The 15,401-nt window shown below is 37.1% G+C and carries 13 protein-coding genes and 1 pseudogene; all 14 read left to right on the top strand.

From position 1 onward, the window contains the following. Positions 1-2 precede the first annotated feature (2 nt). The 14 genes and pseudogenes from KHY58_RS05960 to whiA all read left to right on the top strand — a co-directional run bounded on the left by KHY58_RS05960 (position 3) and on the right by whiA (position 15,394). Entirely contained in the window at positions 3-725 is a 723-nt protein-coding gene (locus KHY58_RS05960; protein ID WP_004695505.1) for an LptA/OstA family protein, read from the top strand. A gap of 9 nt (positions 726-734) precedes the next feature. Next, the gene (lptB, locus tag KHY58_RS05955) at positions 735-1,454 is read left to right on the top strand and encodes an LPS export ABC transporter ATP-binding protein (protein ID WP_004695507.1); all 720 of its coding nucleotides are present in this window, start codon (positions 735-737) and stop codon (positions 1,452-1,454) included. An 8-nt stretch (positions 1,455-1,462) separates the two neighbouring features. Continuing rightward, positions 1,463-2,554, top strand: coding sequence for an LptF/LptG family permease (locus KHY58_RS05950; protein WP_105087056.1), 1,092 nt, complete (start codon positions 1,463-1,465; stop codon positions 2,552-2,554). Positions 2,555-2,587: 33 nt separating this feature from the next. After that, the gene (locus KHY58_RS05945) at positions 2,588-3,802 is read left to right on the top strand and encodes a DUF3084 domain-containing protein (RefSeq protein WP_004695510.1); all 1,215 of its coding nucleotides are present in this window, start codon (positions 2,588-2,590) and stop codon (positions 3,800-3,802) included. A 117-nt stretch (positions 3,803-3,919) separates the two neighbouring features. Continuing rightward, positions 3,920-4,447, top strand: coding sequence for a hypothetical protein (locus KHY58_RS05940; RefSeq protein ID WP_105087076.1), 528 nt, complete (start codon positions 3,920-3,922; stop codon positions 4,445-4,447). Beyond that, positions 4,437-5,306 carry a YitT family protein gene (locus KHY58_RS05935; protein ID WP_004695514.1) on the top strand — a complete coding sequence of 290 codons (870 nt, stop codon included), beginning with the start codon at positions 4,437-4,439 and terminating at the stop codon, positions 5,304-5,306. The genes KHY58_RS05940 and KHY58_RS05935 overlap by 11 nt, the downstream gene beginning before the upstream one ends. Positions 5,307-5,315: 9 nt before the next feature. Next, positions 5,316-5,900: a signal peptidase I gene (lepB, locus tag KHY58_RS05930; protein ID WP_024061006.1), complete on the top strand. Its 585-nt coding sequence runs from the start codon at positions 5,316-5,318 to the stop codon at positions 5,898-5,900. A gap of 578 nt (positions 5,901-6,478) precedes the next feature. Next, positions 6,479-7,759, top strand: coding sequence for an S-layer homology domain-containing protein (locus tag KHY58_RS05925; protein WP_120055743.1), 1,281 nt, complete (start codon positions 6,479-6,481; stop codon positions 7,757-7,759). Between the two features lie 621 nt (positions 7,760-8,380). Continuing rightward, a complete protein-coding gene (locus tag KHY58_RS05920; RefSeq protein ID WP_278472494.1) occupies positions 8,381-9,703 on the top strand; it encodes an S-layer homology domain-containing protein in 1,323 nt (440 codons plus the stop codon). Between the two features lie 376 nt (positions 9,704-10,079). Continuing rightward, positions 10,080-11,196: pseudogene (locus KHY58_RS05915) on the top strand (IS1249 family transposase). Positions 11,197-11,329: 133 nt separating this feature from the next. After that, positions 11,330-12,142, top strand: a complete 813-nt coding sequence (locus tag KHY58_RS05910; protein WP_278472491.1) for a Cof-type HAD-IIB family hydrolase — start codon at positions 11,330-11,332, stop codon at positions 12,140-12,142. Positions 12,143-12,154: 12 nt separating this feature from the next. After that, positions 12,155-13,069: an RNase adapter RapZ gene (rapZ, locus tag KHY58_RS05905; RefSeq protein ID WP_021147899.1), complete on the top strand. Its 915-nt coding sequence runs from the start codon at positions 12,155-12,157 to the stop codon at positions 13,067-13,069. Between the two features lie 12 nt (positions 13,070-13,081). Then, positions 13,082-14,431, top strand: coding sequence for a gluconeogenesis factor YvcK family protein (locus KHY58_RS05900; RefSeq protein WP_024061003.1), 1,350 nt, complete (start codon positions 13,082-13,084; stop codon positions 14,429-14,431). Between the two features lie 15 nt (positions 14,432-14,446). Then, positions 14,447-15,394, top strand: a complete 948-nt coding sequence (gene whiA / locus KHY58_RS05895; protein ID WP_120055747.1) for a DNA-binding protein WhiA — start codon at positions 14,447-14,449, stop codon at positions 15,392-15,394. Positions 15,395-15,401 lie beyond the last annotated feature (7 nt).

Raw genomic sequence — 15,401 nt, 5'->3', positions numbered from 1 at the left:
ATATGATGAATAAGAAAAAACAGATTGGTATGGCTATATTAGCTGTACTCATGACCGCATCTGTTACAGTTTGGGCAGCAAATGATCCGTTGACTATCAGCGCTGATACATTGTCTTATGATGGCAATTCAGGTCGTGCAGATGCAACAGGTAATGTTGTTATTACCCAAGCGGATAAAACTATGACTGGTGCCAAGGGTTGGTACAATACAAAAACTCAAGAAGCAAATCTTGATGGTGGTGTATCTATGATTGGTTCTGATATGGCCATGTCTGCTCAAACAGTTCACAGTTACAATAATAATAAATTCACTGCTAATGGTAGCGTTCATTTACAACGTGCTGATCGCCAAATCTTTGGCGACAGTGTTGAGTATAGTACTGACTCTGAATACGGTCTTGTGACAGGCAATGCCCGTTTGATTGCTGAAGGGACAACCTTGACTGGTGATAAGGTAGAAGGCTGGATGAAGGAAGTTCGTGCTGTAGCGCAAGGTAATGTTACTTTCTCTAATCCTGAACGAAACGTATCTGGTTCTGCTGACCGAGCTACATATACGCAAACACCAAACCAAAATGATGGGGTTGTACTCTTATCTGGTTCTGCGCATGCCGTTCAAAATGGTAATGTACTGAATGCACCGGAACTGAAAATTCGTTTAGCGGATGATTCTGCTGAAACATTAGGTGGACGTAGCACACTTGTCATTGTTCCGAATAAATAAGGATAATATATGTATATTGAAACCAAAAATTTAGTTAAAACCTTTAGCGGACGCAATGTAGTAGATGGGGTGAGTCTACGCGTTGATAAAGGCCAAGTTGTAGGTCTATTGGGCCCTAATGGGGCCGGTAAAACTACGTCATTTTATATGATTGTAGGCATTGAAAGACCGAGCTCTGGCATCATTACCGTTGATGGCAAGGATATTACAAATATTCCTATGTATAAACGGGCTGCTGAAGGGATTGGATACCTACCACAAGAGGCATCAATCTTTCGTTCCATGTCTGTAGAAGACAATATTCGTGCCATGCTACAGATTACGGCAAAAAAGCCTGATGAGATTGAAGCTATCGTGGAATCATTGATTGAAGAATTTCATATTGGACATGTCCGTGACCGTATGGGGATGCAATTATCTGGTGGTGAACGACGTCGTGTAGAAATTGCACGTTGCCTCGCCTTAGAACCTAATTTCATCCTTCTTGATGAACCTTTTGCAGGTGTCGATCCAATTGCAGTTGCTGACATTCAACAAATTATCTTACATGTTAAGAACCGAGGTATTGGTATCTTGATTACAGACCATAATGTTCGTGAAACATTGGGGATTGTAGATAAGGCTTATATTTTGAGTAGTGGTAAAATCCTCCTAGAGGGTACCCCTGATGAAATTGCGAATGATCCAATCGCTCGTGAACATTATTTAGGGGATAACTTTAAATTATAGGAGGGGCTATGAGATTATTAGATAAATATATTTTAAAAGCCTTTGTAGGCCCATTCCTATTTGGGGTTTTTGCTTTTACTAGTATTTTTATTGGTACAGGCACATTGTTTAGGATTGCTCAATATATTACTGAATATGGGGCGCCATTGTTGCTTGTTATGCAAGCATTTGTTTTGGCTTTACCAAGTATTGTTATCTTGACATTCCCAATGTCGGTTTTGTTGGCTTCTCTTATGACTTTTAGTCGTTTGAGTAGCACTAGTGAAATCGTTGTTATGCGTGCTGGAGGTCTAAGCTTTTTACGCTTGGCCATGCCCGTATATATCATTGCACTCATCATTTCCATTGGGGCTGTAGCATTTAATGAATTTGTTGTGCCTCGTACAAATCATATGTATCAAACGATTGTGCGCGAACAAATCATGAAAAATGCATCACCTCAAACACAAAATCATATCGTGTTAAAAACGATGAATGGTGATGAGCTAGGCACATTGATGTATGCTAAGAGCTATGATGCTGAAACCAAACAGTTGTCCATGATTACGGTTCAACAATTTGGGGAGGGTGGCAAGTTACAACAAGTTGAAAATGCAGATACGGCTATTTGGAATGGTCAATATTGGGTGATGCAGAATGGTATCATCTATGATTTATCAGCTGGTAATGGTGTTGAACGTACCATGAAATTTAAGGAGCAATCCTTGCCGATTAAGTCTGCTCCAAAAGATATTCAACAAGATCAACGTAAGCCTGAGGAATTGACGATTAAGGAGTTACGTCACCAAATCAGAGCTTATAAGGCTGCTTATACTAATGCTAATAAACTTGAAATGGAAATGTACCAACGCTTCACAATTCCGTTGGCAAGTTTTGTATTTGCTCTCGTAGGTGCACCTTTAGGCCTTCAAAAACAACGCTCTAGTTCATCTATCGGCTTTGGTATTAGTATTCTCATCATCTTTATTTATTATGGGGTGATGACCTTTGCTGGTGCATTAGGGAAAGGTGGAGCATTGCCAACCATATTGGCTGCATTAATACCGGATACATTAGGTATTATTGCAGGATTGTATTTGAATTGGCGCGTATCGAAATAACAGATTGTATTCTTAGGAGAAAGGAGGGACATGATGTTAGTAGGTGTCAAAATCTTAATAATTATCGCTCTTATGGGTGGTCTCATTGCTTACATGGGGGATAAGCTAGGCACTAAAATTGGTAAACGTCGTATGTCCCTCTTTGGATTACGACCTAAGCACACATCTATTATAGTTACTATTGTGACAGGCCTTTTGGTTGCAGCAGCTACGGTTGGAGTATTAACCTTTACGTCTCAAAGTGTAAGAACCGCATTGTTCGGTATGGATCAGTTGCGAGCTGATATGAAGCAGCTGAATAATGAGGTCGCTGCAAAGACGCAAGAACTGATTCGTGGACAGGCTTTGTTAGAACAAAATAAACAAGAGCTTGAAGAGCGGATGGCTGAGATTGAACAAATTCGCCGTGAAGTAGAGGCTACAAAAGCCGAATTGGCGAGTGCACAAGCTGCTAAAGATGCAACAGAAGCCGAGCTGGCATCTTTACAAGCCTCTTATGCAGAGGTATCTCAAAAGGTAGCTGAGCTTGAAGCAACACGTGCTAAGATGGAAGCCCATATTAAGAATCTACAAAATACACAAGAACAATTGCAAAATGGCATCATTCATTTACGGGAAGGAACCATTCTTTTCCAAGTAGATCAGCTATTAGCACAAGCTGTTGTACGACCTGGTTTAAGTGAAGAAGATAGTAATAATGCTATTAAACATATTATCGATGATACAAATAAACTTGTTTTGCGCCGATTAGGTATAGAGGATAATGGTCAATCCGTTGTGTATGTAGATCGACAAAATGTTGAGGTAGCTACTCAAAAGTTAATCAATTCCAAAACCCCTATGGTGGTTCAAGTTGTGGCTGCAGGAAATATTATTTCAGGTGAACCTGCAGTTGCCGTTATTCAAGTATATCCACAACAATTTATCTATAAAAATGGAGAGGTAATTCACTCTACAGTAATTGATGGGGGGACTAATGCTCAATCTTCTATGCTTCAATTCTTGAAACAAGTTAATGAGCGTGCTAAGGCAAAGGGGATTATTCCTGATTCCTTATCAGGTGATATTGGAACGATACCTGGTGATGATTTGTTTACAGCCATTAAGAGAATAAGCACTATGCGTGGTAAGGTTCATGTGGAAGCTTATAGTGATGGCGATACATATTCATCTGGTCCTGTTCATCTCAAGTTGCGTATTACTCAAATGCCAGATTTTAATGATAAGGCAAAAATACAAACTAATTAATATGATGAAGGTATGTTGGTTTCATACATTACAAAAGAAGGTCTTATGTAATTTTTAACATAAGACCTTCTTTTTATGTTAAAATATAACTACTGTACTTATAAAGGGGATAATCAAATGACTGAAAATACATATATTTTAGCAGTAGATCCAGGAAATGAGAAAACTGGTATAGCTATAGTCTCACCTTCCGGTGAGATGATATACCGTAAAATTATTTCTTCAAATACCTTCAATGAAGATATTGAGCGTGTTTTAACTGAATATTATGGTATCGTTCATATCGTTTGTGGAAATGGTACAAATCATAAACATTTGTATCCTTCTCTTCAACAAATTGGACGCAATCACAAGATTACAACTAGTTTAATCGATGAATCTCACAGTACAGAGGAAGCCCGTAAATTATATTGGCAATATAATCCTCCTACAGGGTGGCGTAAGATTATTCCTACATCTATGCAATTTCCACCAGAACCTGTAGATGATTTGACGGCTCTCGTTATTGGCTTACGCTATACGAAGCAATTAGCTCAGAACGAAGCGGCAATCAAAGAAGAAACTATGAGTTCAAGTGAGTTAGAAGAGAAAAGATTACATGCTATGGAGCAGTTATACGGAAAAGGAGATAATCATGACGAATGAAACTTCAACGCGTAACTGGTCAAACCTTATTATGCGTTGTGTAATGATGATTTTAGGGGCCTTCATCTATACGGTGGGCTTAGATTTATTTTTAGTACCCAACAGCATCATCGATGGTGGTGTAGTTGGTATTTCATTGATGGCTGCGGAACTATCTGGTATATCTTTTAGTATTTTCGTAGTACTTATCAATTTACCATTCTTGTATTTAGGCTATAGAGCAATCGGTAAAGGCTTTACCTTATCTACATTGTTCTCCATTGTCTGGATGGCTATATTTTCTAACTTTGCTCATGATTTTACACCGATTACGACAGATCCATTCTTAGGATCTATCTTTGGTGGTATAATCTTAGGTATTGGGGTAGGTCTTATCATTCGTAATGGCGGTTCATTAGACGGTTCTGAAATTGTAGCTATTATTTGGGATAAGAAGTCTACCTTCTCCGTAGGTGAAATCGTAATGGCTATGAACTTGGTCATTCTTGGGGCGGCAGGCTTTGTCTATAGTTGGAATAGTGCAATGTATTCATTAATTGCTTATTTCATTGCTTATAAGATGATTGACGTAACAATTACAGGTCTTGAAGAATCTAAAGGCGTTATGATTATTACTGATGCGGATAACTCTAAAGATATTGCAGATGCCTTAAATGCTAATCTTAATCGTGGTGTTACTATTATGTACGGCGAAGGCGGGTATTTAAAACAACCGAAACATGTATTGTATTCTGTGGTAACGCGGCTAGAAATTACAAGATTAAAGGATACCGTTTATGAAGTAGATCCTACAGCATTTATTACAATCCAAGACGTACATGATGTCTTTGGTGGGAGATTTACGAAAGGTGGTCATTAAGAGGAAACTATGAGTAATAAGTTAGGTAATACAATAGTAAAAGAGATATTAGACTGGATTTATGCTATTGCATTGGCATTAATCATTGCTATGGTAATTCATATTTTCTTGATTCAACCTACTAGAGTATCTGGGGAATCAATGGATGATACATTACACAATGGACAATATTTGATTGTTACCAAATGGCATCATATAATGAATGATATGCCCGAATATGGACAAATTGTTATTATTGATAGTCGTGTTAATCGTGCTCGTACATGGGTGGATGATGTAAAAGAACCATTGATGAACTATGCATCTGTTTTCAATAAATCAGCTCAAACAAATGATGTATGGGTAAAACGTGTAATAGGTAGACCTGGTGATGTACTAGAGTTTAAGGATGGGTATGTATGGCGTAACGGAGAGAAATTACAAGAGCCATATACAAAAGATACAAAAATGAATTATACTCGTTCTACACCTGTAACAGTTCCTGAAGGTCATGTATTTGTGATGGGGGATAATCGCAATCATTCTAGTGATAGTCGGTTTATCGGCCCAGTTCCTGTTGATCATATTTTAGGATTTGTTTCTTACGCAATTTAATAATCGTGAAAGCCTATCTATGATGTTTTTCATCGTAGATAGGCTTTTTTATAAGTTAAGAAGGATTAAGTTACGTTGTATCTTGTGAAATGTATACTAAATAAAATATACCGAGACGGCTAGGTTGAATCTAAATATATCACTTAGTAATCTTATAGAAAATAAACAATTCAAACATATAAATTAGTTATAATTATTAAATGATTTATATTTAATAATTAATAATTATTAATTTTATGGATGTAGATAATAAAATTATCTATTTTTTTAGTCTATAAAATGAAATTTTGTAAAATTAAATTTTTAAAAATACAGTAAAAATCTATGTTTTGAGGATAATTTTTATTCATGAAAGAAATTTCATAAGATTTAGTTGTGTAAAATGCTTTACAAAGTTTTGGGGTGGTGGTATATTCACATCAACAGAAAGGCTACGCTACAAAGAAGTGGAGCTAAGATAGATAATTTAGTTGAGGAAACATGGACACTCCTAATACATCTTTCATAGTGATACTACTTATGTAGTGAACGTCTTCTGCAAATATAAATTCTTATTTATAAGAAAGAAGGAATTCATTATGAAAAAACAATTCGCAACAATGTTAGCAGCAACAGCAGTGTTAGGTGTAACAACAGCATTTGCTGCAAATCCATTCTCCGATGTAACTCCAGACAGCTGGGCATACCAAGCAGTATCCCAATTGGCACAAGCTGGTATCGTTAATGGTTATCCAGATGGCACTTTCAAAGGTCAAAACAACATCACTCGTTATGAAATGGCTCAAATGGTAGCTAAAGCTATGGCGAACCAAGACCGTGCTAACGCTGAACAACAAGCTATGATTAACCGCTTGGCAGATGAGTTCTCTAACGAGTTGAACAACCTCGGCGTTCGAGTATCTCGCTTGGAAGACCGTGTAGGTAATGTAAAGGTAACTGGCGATGCTCGTATCCGTTACCAAGGTTCTGAAGACAAAGGTGTTTACAAAGCTAATAGTAAATCCTTAACTGACGGCCGTGCACGTGTACAATTCAATGCTAATGTAAATGATAAAACACAAGCAGTTGTTCGTGTAAAAGGTAATTACGAATTTGGTGACTCTACTAAAGGTTCTCAAGCAACAATCGATCGTGCTTACGTAGATCACAAATTTGGTAGCAACGTATCTGCTAAAGCTGGTCGTTTCCAACAAACAATTGGTGGCGGTTTGATGTACGATGATACATTTGACGGTGCACAATTGAATGTAGGTAATGATAAAGTTCAAGTACAAGGTGCGTATGGTTACATGATTGATGGTGCTGCTGATGGCAACTCCAAATCTGATAACCCATCTGTATCTTATGTAGGCTTAAAAGGTAAAGTTGGTAAAGAATCCTCCGTTGGTGGTTTCTACTCCAGATTATCTAGCGGCAACTTGAGTCGTTATAACGTTGCAGATGGTAAAGCTGTTGCTACTCCTCAAAATCATCAAAATGTTTACGGTTTCAATGCGGACTTCCATAAAAATAAATTGTGGGCTGGTGGTGAATGGTTGAAAGCTTCCAACGTAAATAATTCTCAAGCTTGGACAGCAGGTCTTGGCTATGGTAACTACGACATCGCTAAAAAAGGTACATGGGATGTGAAAGGTCAATACTTCAACCAAAAAGCTAATGCACCAATCGTAAGCTCCACTTGGGATCAAGCATATGATTTAACAAATACATCTAATGGTTACAAAGGTTACATGGCTAGCGTAGATTACGCAGTACAAGATAACGTAGGTTTATCCGCTGGTTATGGTTTCAACTCTAAAGACCAAAGCGGTAATGATCTTTCCGATTTCTACCGTGCAGAATTAAATTACAAATTCTAATTCCCTCACAAACAAAAAAGACTTCTTCGGAAGTCTTTTTTTGTTTGAATAAAATCTTATACATTTAATTTTGTGTATAATAGTATATATATAGTAATACATATAGTAATATATATAGTAACATAAATATATATTTTTTTATCTAATCATTTACGTAGTTATATAGCAATACTACTTTAATATCATTAGATGCATATAATAAATCTTGTATATAGAATTATTATATATTTTATTAAAGATTATACTATTTATAAGCTAAAGTTAATAGTAATTATGATGATAATTCTCGATTAATAGGAAAGTACAAAAATTTAAATTTTTTTGTGATAAAAAAATGAATCTACGAAACTAGATAAAATCTAATATAGTAAGCATTTTCAGTTAAAAGTTTTTAATGGATGAGAACGGAAATGAGAAAAAAGGGTTTACATGAAAAAATGGTTATGCTAATATCACCGTACAAGAAGTAGCAAACATATGAAACGAAGAACTTCGATGTAGAATATAGCGAGGAAACATGGACACTCCTGAAATTCTTAATCTGAAGAACTGAGTAGAATATGAATGTTATGACTTGTAACATTTTATTTTCTATTTTTTTCAGAAAGAAGGAATTCAACTATGAAAAAACAATTCGCAGCAATCTTTGCAGCAACAGCAGTTTTGGGTGTAACTACTGCATTTGCAGCTAACCCATTCTCCGATGTAACTCCAGATTCTTGGGCATACCAAGCAGTTTCTCAATTGGCTAACGCTGGTGTTATCAATGGTTACCCAGATGGCACTTTTAAAGGTCAAAACAACATCACTCGTTACGAAATGGCTCAAATGGTAGCTAAAGCTATGGCTAACCAAGACCGCGCTAACGCTGAACAACAAGCTATGATTAATCGTTTGGCTGATGAATTCTCCAACGAATTAAACAACTTGGGCGTTCGTGTAGCTCGCTTGGAAGACCGCGTTGGTAATGTTAAGGTAACAGGCGATATGCGTTTGAAATACACTGATCAAAAACACAAATCAGGTGATTCTAACGATGAAAAATCTATGTTTGATGGTCGTGCACGCGTACAATTCAATGCAAATGTAAACGACAGAACTGAAGCAGTAGTTCGTGTCAAAGGTGCTTATGAATTTGGTGATGCTAGTAAATCTGCTACTGCGACAATTGATCGTGCGTATGTAAATCATAAATTTGGTGAACGCGTATCTGCTAAAGCTGGTCGTTATACTCAAACATTTGGTGCTGGTTTAGCATATGATGGTCAATTTGATGGTGCTCAATTTAATGCTGGTAATGATAAAGTTAATTTCCAAGCAGCTTATGGATATATGACATCATCTAATGTTGAAGCTTTAAACCCTGTAGGTGGTTGGGGTCGTCCTGAGAAAGATGAAAACCCATCTGTCGCTTATGTTGGATTAAATGGTAAAGTAGGAAAACATGTTGATTTAGGTGGTTTCTATGCTCGTTTTAATGGCGATAAGAAATATTTAGTATTGGATTCTTCTAATGGTGGCACTGACACTCCAACCAATTATAAAAATGTATATGGTTTTAATGCTAATGCAAACTTCAATAAAGTTTGGGTTGGCGGTGAATGGTTGAAAGCTTCTAATGCTAAAGATACAGCTGGTGATAGCGTAAAAGGTGCTGCATGGACTGCTGGTATTGGCTATGGTAACTACGATATCAAAAAAGCAGGTACTTGGGATGTAAAAGGCCAATACTTTAAATCTGATGTTGCTGCACCAGTATTTGATTCTACTTGGAATCATATTTATACACAAGGTGCTAAGGGCTGGATGGCTACTGTTGATTATGCATTGCAAAACAATGTTGGCTTATCCGCTTACTACGGTTTTGATTGGAAAAATAACGGTCGCACAAATCATGATGATATGGGTGATTTTTACCGTGCAGAACTTAACTACAAATTCTAATTTGATAGTTAATCATATGAAAGAGACTCCTTCGGGAGTCTCTTTTTTGTGTTTAATATAAAATTATATGAGGCTTTTTGTTATAGTATATCATTGATGCTGTGTACTTAATTAATATAGAATCATTTATCGATACTAGAGACTTTTATATTCGATGAAAGTCTCATGAGTACACTTTCGGCTTATAGGACAGAATGTGTTGTTTTTAATGCCGATGCAACTAGTAAATAACTAGCTGCATCGGCATTTTATCTTTTTGAGTAACTTTAAAGGCCGGACAAAACGTGTTGCAAAAAAGCTGAAAGTCCTTGCATTTACAGTGCTGAATAGGGTTTTATCTTTCTAGAAAGATGTTATTTTTAGAAGGAGTATTTTTATGAAACAAGTTAAATGTCCTAATTTTGGCTTGAATTGTAGAAAACATGGTAGAACTAATGCGGGTTCTCAAAGGTGGATTTGTAAACAGTGTAAGTGTTCTTTTACGAATATAATTACAAAAAATGATGTTGAGTTACAAAGATTTTTAAATTGGTTATTTGGTAAGACGACTCAAAGTGAAATACCTGGACAAGGTCGTAGTTTTCGTAGAACTGTGGCAAAATTTTGGAACTTTTGGCCGTTGCCACTTAAAGTCGAAGTATCGAGCACGGTTGTTTTTGTTGATGGAATTTATCTAGCTAGAAATGCTTGTGTTTTAATTTGTTGTAATGAAAAGTATGTTTTAGGCTGGTATGTATGTAGATATGAACATTCTAGGGCTTGGCATGCTTTATTACAACGAATAGCTAGTTCCGTAGTTGTTATTTTTGATGGCGTTACAGGTTTTCAAAAAGCATTAAAAAAAGTTTGGCTTAAAGCCAAACTACAAAGGTGTATTTTCATGCATTTCAACAAGTTAAGCGCTATACAACGGCACGGCCCAAAAGTATTGCTGGAAATGAATTATATGGATTAGCAAAAGCACTATTAGTCATAAAACACAGGATCAAGCTACATTTTGGGTTCAAATTGTAATGTCTTGGAAAATACGGCATAAAGTATTTTTAGCTGAAACAACAATAGATGAATATGGGACAATACGACCCAAACATGAACGTCTAATAAAGGCAGAGAATTCCTTGGTTAAATTAATCAATAACAATCTATTATTTACCTATTTAGACGAATCCTTAGAATTTGAATGTCCAGCTACAAATAATCGAATTGAAGGTGGAGTTAATTCACAATTACGCACTATGTTACGTCATCACCGTGGGCTGTCCATTGAAAGACGAATAAAAGCGGTGTTCTGGTGGTGCTATATGCACTCACCGAACCCACTTTCATTTAAAGCGATACTTAAGGTTATGCCGACCAATACAAGTATCTCTGACATATATAATACCATGATACTACAATCTAGGTTAGAAAGTTCAATTCCAACATGGGATGATGCCATTGTTTGGAGTGATTTACATAATTATGATCAATCTTTTTTCAATTCATGGGATTAAATTTGCAATACGTTTTGTCCTATAACCCACACTTTCTTATCATTATTAGGGTTATTACCGCTTATTTCTATCTATAGTGCCACTTTTAATGGTATAATAAAGAGTATTTAAAATTTCTATAAAGGCGGCGAACATGAATCCTTCTTTTTCTCATATTAAAATGGTTGCCATCGATTGTGATGAAACTTTGGTGCGTAGCGATAATTCTATATCTGACTATACAGTAGATGTATTACATCGGTTGCAGCAAAAGGGAGTTGCCATTACGATTGCTACGGGGCGTATGTACCAAACGGCTAAGCCTATTGGACAGGCGTTAAAGCTGGGTAATGTGCCGATGATTTTATTTTCTGGTGGCCTCATTCAAGAGTTAGAAACAGGATGTAAGCTATTTGAACAGACTGTTTCTATTGAAGTGGTACGTCGTATTTATGAATTAGCAAAACTATATGATTGGCATATACAATCATATGTAGATGATCATTTACTATGCCATCATAAGACGTGGCAGTCCGATCTCTATGAAAAACAGACTGGTGCTACGGCAGAATTTTTAGGGGATACGTTATATAGTTTAAACTCTGAACCGAATAAGCTAATTGCCATAGATACAGTAGAAGGAATTGACCGAATTATTGAAATTTTAACTCCTAGAGTTGGTGATTTGGTGACTCTAGTTCGTAGCCAAAAAGACTTTTTAGAAATCGTTGCCCTTAATGTGTCAAAGGGGCGTGCTTTGACACAACTAGCTTTAAATAATCATATTAGTTTAGAACATATCGTTTCCTTTGGTAATGCAGAAAATGATATTTCTATGCTACGTAAAACAGGTTACTCTGTAGCTGTTGAAAACGCTACAGATCATGTAAAATCTGTGGCTCATACAATTTGTGGCCATCATAATGACGATGGAGTAGCCCATTGGATTGAAGATAATCTTTTATAATGGAGTAAAACTATGGAAGCATTTCGTTTGTTAATAGTTACAGGTATGTCAGGTGCCGGCAAGACTCAAGTATTGCAAGCTTTAGAAGATATGGGGTATTTATGTATTGATAATATTCCCCCTGTGCTGATTCCTAAATTAAGTGAAATTTGCCGACAAGGTGGAGAACGGACCAATCGCGTTGCTCTTGTTGTAGATATTCGGGGGGGCGAATTTTTTGAAGCTCTTTCTTCATCTTTAGATACATTAAAAGATATGAAGGTAGATTTTGAAATTGTATTTATGGATGCTACAGATGAGACTTTGATTCGTCGATATAAGGAAAGCCGACGAAGTCATCCATTGGCTCCTAATGGGCTGATTACAACAGGGCTAAAGAAGGAACGCCAAATTCTTAACTCTGTGCGCCATAAAGCAGATTTTATTATTGATACTACTAATATGAAAACAGCTAGCTTGAAAGAGTATTTAAAAACGCGCTTTGCTCAAGTTGATGAAGCTCATGGTATGGCTATTACTGTAGTGAGCTTTGGTTTTAAATATGGTATTCCTCTCGATGCAGATATGGTATGGGATGTTCGTTTTCTACCAAATCCATTTTATATTCCCGAGTTTCGTCATAAAACAGGTCGTGTAAAAGCAGTGAATGAATATATTCATTCCTTTGAAGTAACAGAGGAATTTAAAAGACGTTACTTTGATACTATGGATTTTCTTGTGCCAAATTATGAACAAGAAGGAAAATCTCAATTTATTGTGGCAGTAGGCTGTACAGGTGGTATGCATAGATCTGTAGCTATGGCAGAGGCTCTATATTCCCATTTATTAGAAAAAGGATATCGTGTCACTGTTGAACATAGAGATATGATGAAAAATAATGTAGAAGAAGATTATAATCCTCATGAAATTATAACACTTGATAACTAGATAGGGGGGATTATGTTGCGAAAAGGATGGTTCCGGTGGCTAATTCCGGGTCTAAATATAAAACGTTGGCTTGCCTTATTTAGTTGTGGTGTAGGTCTTTTAATTATTGGCATTTCCTTGATGTTTAACTATCAATGGCTTGCGGTTCTTGAAGATATTGTACTTGCCTTTTCTTATAATATGACGGGCTTTTACAATTATAATGTACTCATTGCTGTAGGGGCTGTAGTATTATCGATTGGCGCTGTATTAATGCTCATCGGTACAAGTAAAGTTATAAAAACGATTATTCGTGCGGTACTACCTAATCCTGACAGCAAGGTATCAGATATTATCTTTCAAAATATCCGACTCGATAAGGGCCCTAAAATTGTAGTAATCGGTGGGGGTACAGGCTTATCAAATTTATTGCGTGGTTTGAAATCACATACATCAAACCTATCTGCGATTGTAACAGTTGCTGATGATGGAGGTTCTTCTGGCCGCTTGCGAGAAGACTTTCAAATGATAGCACCTGGTGATTTAAGAAACTGTTTAGTATCACTAGCTGAACAAGAAGGGGTAATGGAGAACTTATTCCGTTACCGCTTCGAAGGGGAAAATGAGCTTTCTGGACACAGCTTTGGTAATCTCTTTATCACTGCGCTTGCTCAAGTTTACGATGGAGATATTGAAGAAGCTCTTGAAGCGGCTAGTAAATTGTTGCGTGTCCGTGGTCGTGTAATTCCTTCCTCTACAGAGTTCATTAAATTGCGTGCAGAGATGACAGATGGCACTATTGTAGAAGGTGAAAGTAATATACCACACTCGGGTAAACGAATTCGTCATATCTATAGTGATCCAGCATTGCCTAAGCCAGAGGGGGCTGCATTACGTGCCATTGATGAAGCAGATGTGATTATTTTAGGTCCTGGTAGTCTATATACAAGTATTATCCCAAATTTACTAACTGATAAGTTGGCCTCTCATGTACGTGCTAGTAAGGCTAATAAAATCTATATTGCTAATGTTATGACACAACCAGGTGAAACCACAGGCTACACATTAAATGACCATGTAGAGGCTTTAATTGCTCATGGCGGAGAAGGAATTATAGATACTGTGCTTGCCAATGATGGTCCGTTGCCAATTCAAATGGTTGAACAATATAGTGCTGTAGGATCTGAACCATTGGTATTAGATACTAAAAAGTTACAAGCCAAAGGAATCCGCACTATACGAGCTACCTTAATTAGCCCTCAAAAACCAGCTGTTCACGATCCTGAACGGCTAGGTAAAGTTATTATGGATATTATTCATGCTATGCAATCTAACACTGAACCGCATATCTTAGAGTATTATCTTCAACGAGATGATCATTAATGAGAAGGGATGCCCATGTCATTTGCAGAAGATGTAAAAAATGAATTATGCCAATATGAAGCCTCTAGTGATGCGGATGTGGCCATGAAAATTGAAGCGTCTTGCTTATTGCGTATGGGCGGATCTATCATTTTGGGGATGAAAGGTGCCGTCGGCATTCGTTTAGCTACGGCTAATAATGCAGTAGCTCGTCGTTTGCTTGGTATTTTGAAAAAGCAATACGAATTACCTACAAATGTTTTAGTACGACAAGGTTTAAACTTGCGTAAAAAAAATATGTATACGCTATCTGTAGAACCCTCTGTAGAGGGCAGACAGGCTCTAGAGGATCTTGCTTTATGGCCTGTGAGCGAACAAATCCCTCGTAGTTGGCTCAAATCAATGGAAGCACGACGTGCCTTTTTAAGGGGAGCTTTTTTAGGGGGAGGCTCTGTTAATAAACCACAAAGTGATTACCATCTTGAGTTTATGACGGGGAATGAGACTTTTGCGAGGGAAATTATTCATGTATTACGACTCTTTCACATTCACGCTGGTCTAACGGAGCGGAAGGACGAGTATGTAGTATATCTTAAAGAAGGGGATGCAGTAACAAATTGTTTGCAAATCATGGGTGCTCAATCGGCGCTTATGGAATTTGAAAACGTGCGGATTATGAAAACCGTACGGAATCAAATTAATCGTCAAGTCAACTGTGAGACGGCAAATTTACAGAAGGTTGTGGATGCAGCAGTTCGTCAGGTAAAAGCAATCCGTATTATTGATAGAGAAATCGGTATTGAAGAATTACCTGAAAAGTTGCGCGTCGTTGCAAGACTTCGGTGGGAGAATCCTGAAGCGAGTTTAAAAGAGCTTGAAGAGTTGATGGAGGGGGAACTATCTAAATCTGGAATTGGCCATCGACTAAAGAAGATTGAAGCATTAGCACTTACGTATGACCCGTTGGGGCTCGAAGAAATATAGAGGTAAT

Origin of the sequence: Veillonella parvula, from assembly GCF_018366295.1 — a bacterium.
Classification (GTDB): domain Bacteria; phylum Bacillota; class Negativicutes; order Veillonellales; family Veillonellaceae; genus Veillonella; species Veillonella parvula_P.
Note: the sequence above shows the minus strand (reverse complement) of the source record. Positions and strands in the feature narration are given on the sequence as shown.

What these genes read in the sequence shown, in the direction of transcription:
- rapZ (WP_021147899.1), top strand. Translation starts at nt 12,155, where the DNA reads ATGGAAGCATTTCGTTTGTTAATAGTTACAGGTATGTCAGGTGCCGGC.
- KHY58_RS05940 (WP_105087076.1), top strand. Translation starts at nt 3,920, where the DNA reads ATGACTGAAAATACATATATTTTAGCAGTAGATCCAGGAAATGAGAAA.
- lptB (WP_004695507.1), top strand. Translation starts at nt 735, where the DNA reads ATGTATATTGAAACCAAAAATTTAGTTAAAACCTTTAGCGGACGCAAT.
- KHY58_RS05945 (WP_004695510.1), top strand. Translation starts at nt 2,588, where the DNA reads ATGTTAGTAGGTGTCAAAATCTTAATAATTATCGCTCTTATGGGTGGT.
- KHY58_RS05900 (WP_024061003.1), top strand. Translation starts at nt 13,082, where the DNA reads ATGTTGCGAAAAGGATGGTTCCGGTGGCTAATTCCGGGTCTAAATATA.
- KHY58_RS05950 (WP_105087056.1), top strand. Translation starts at nt 1,463, where the DNA reads ATGAGATTATTAGATAAATATATTTTAAAAGCCTTTGTAGGCCCATTC.
- KHY58_RS05960 (WP_004695505.1), top strand. Translation starts at nt 3, where the DNA reads ATGATGAATAAGAAAAAACAGATTGGTATGGCTATATTAGCTGTACTC.
- KHY58_RS05925 (WP_120055743.1), top strand. Translation starts at nt 6,479, where the DNA reads ATGAAAAAACAATTCGCAACAATGTTAGCAGCAACAGCAGTGTTAGGT.
- KHY58_RS05920 (WP_278472494.1), top strand. Translation starts at nt 8,381, where the DNA reads ATGAAAAAACAATTCGCAGCAATCTTTGCAGCAACAGCAGTTTTGGGT.
- lepB (WP_024061006.1), top strand. Translation starts at nt 5,316, where the DNA reads ATGAGTAATAAGTTAGGTAATACAATAGTAAAAGAGATATTAGACTGG.
- KHY58_RS05935 (WP_004695514.1), top strand. Translation starts at nt 4,437, where the DNA reads ATGACGAATGAAACTTCAACGCGTAACTGGTCAAACCTTATTATGCGT.
- KHY58_RS05910 (WP_278472491.1), top strand. Translation starts at nt 11,330, where the DNA reads ATGAATCCTTCTTTTTCTCATATTAAAATGGTTGCCATCGATTGTGAT.
- whiA (WP_120055747.1), top strand. Translation starts at nt 14,447, where the DNA reads ATGTCATTTGCAGAAGATGTAAAAAATGAATTATGCCAATATGAAGCC.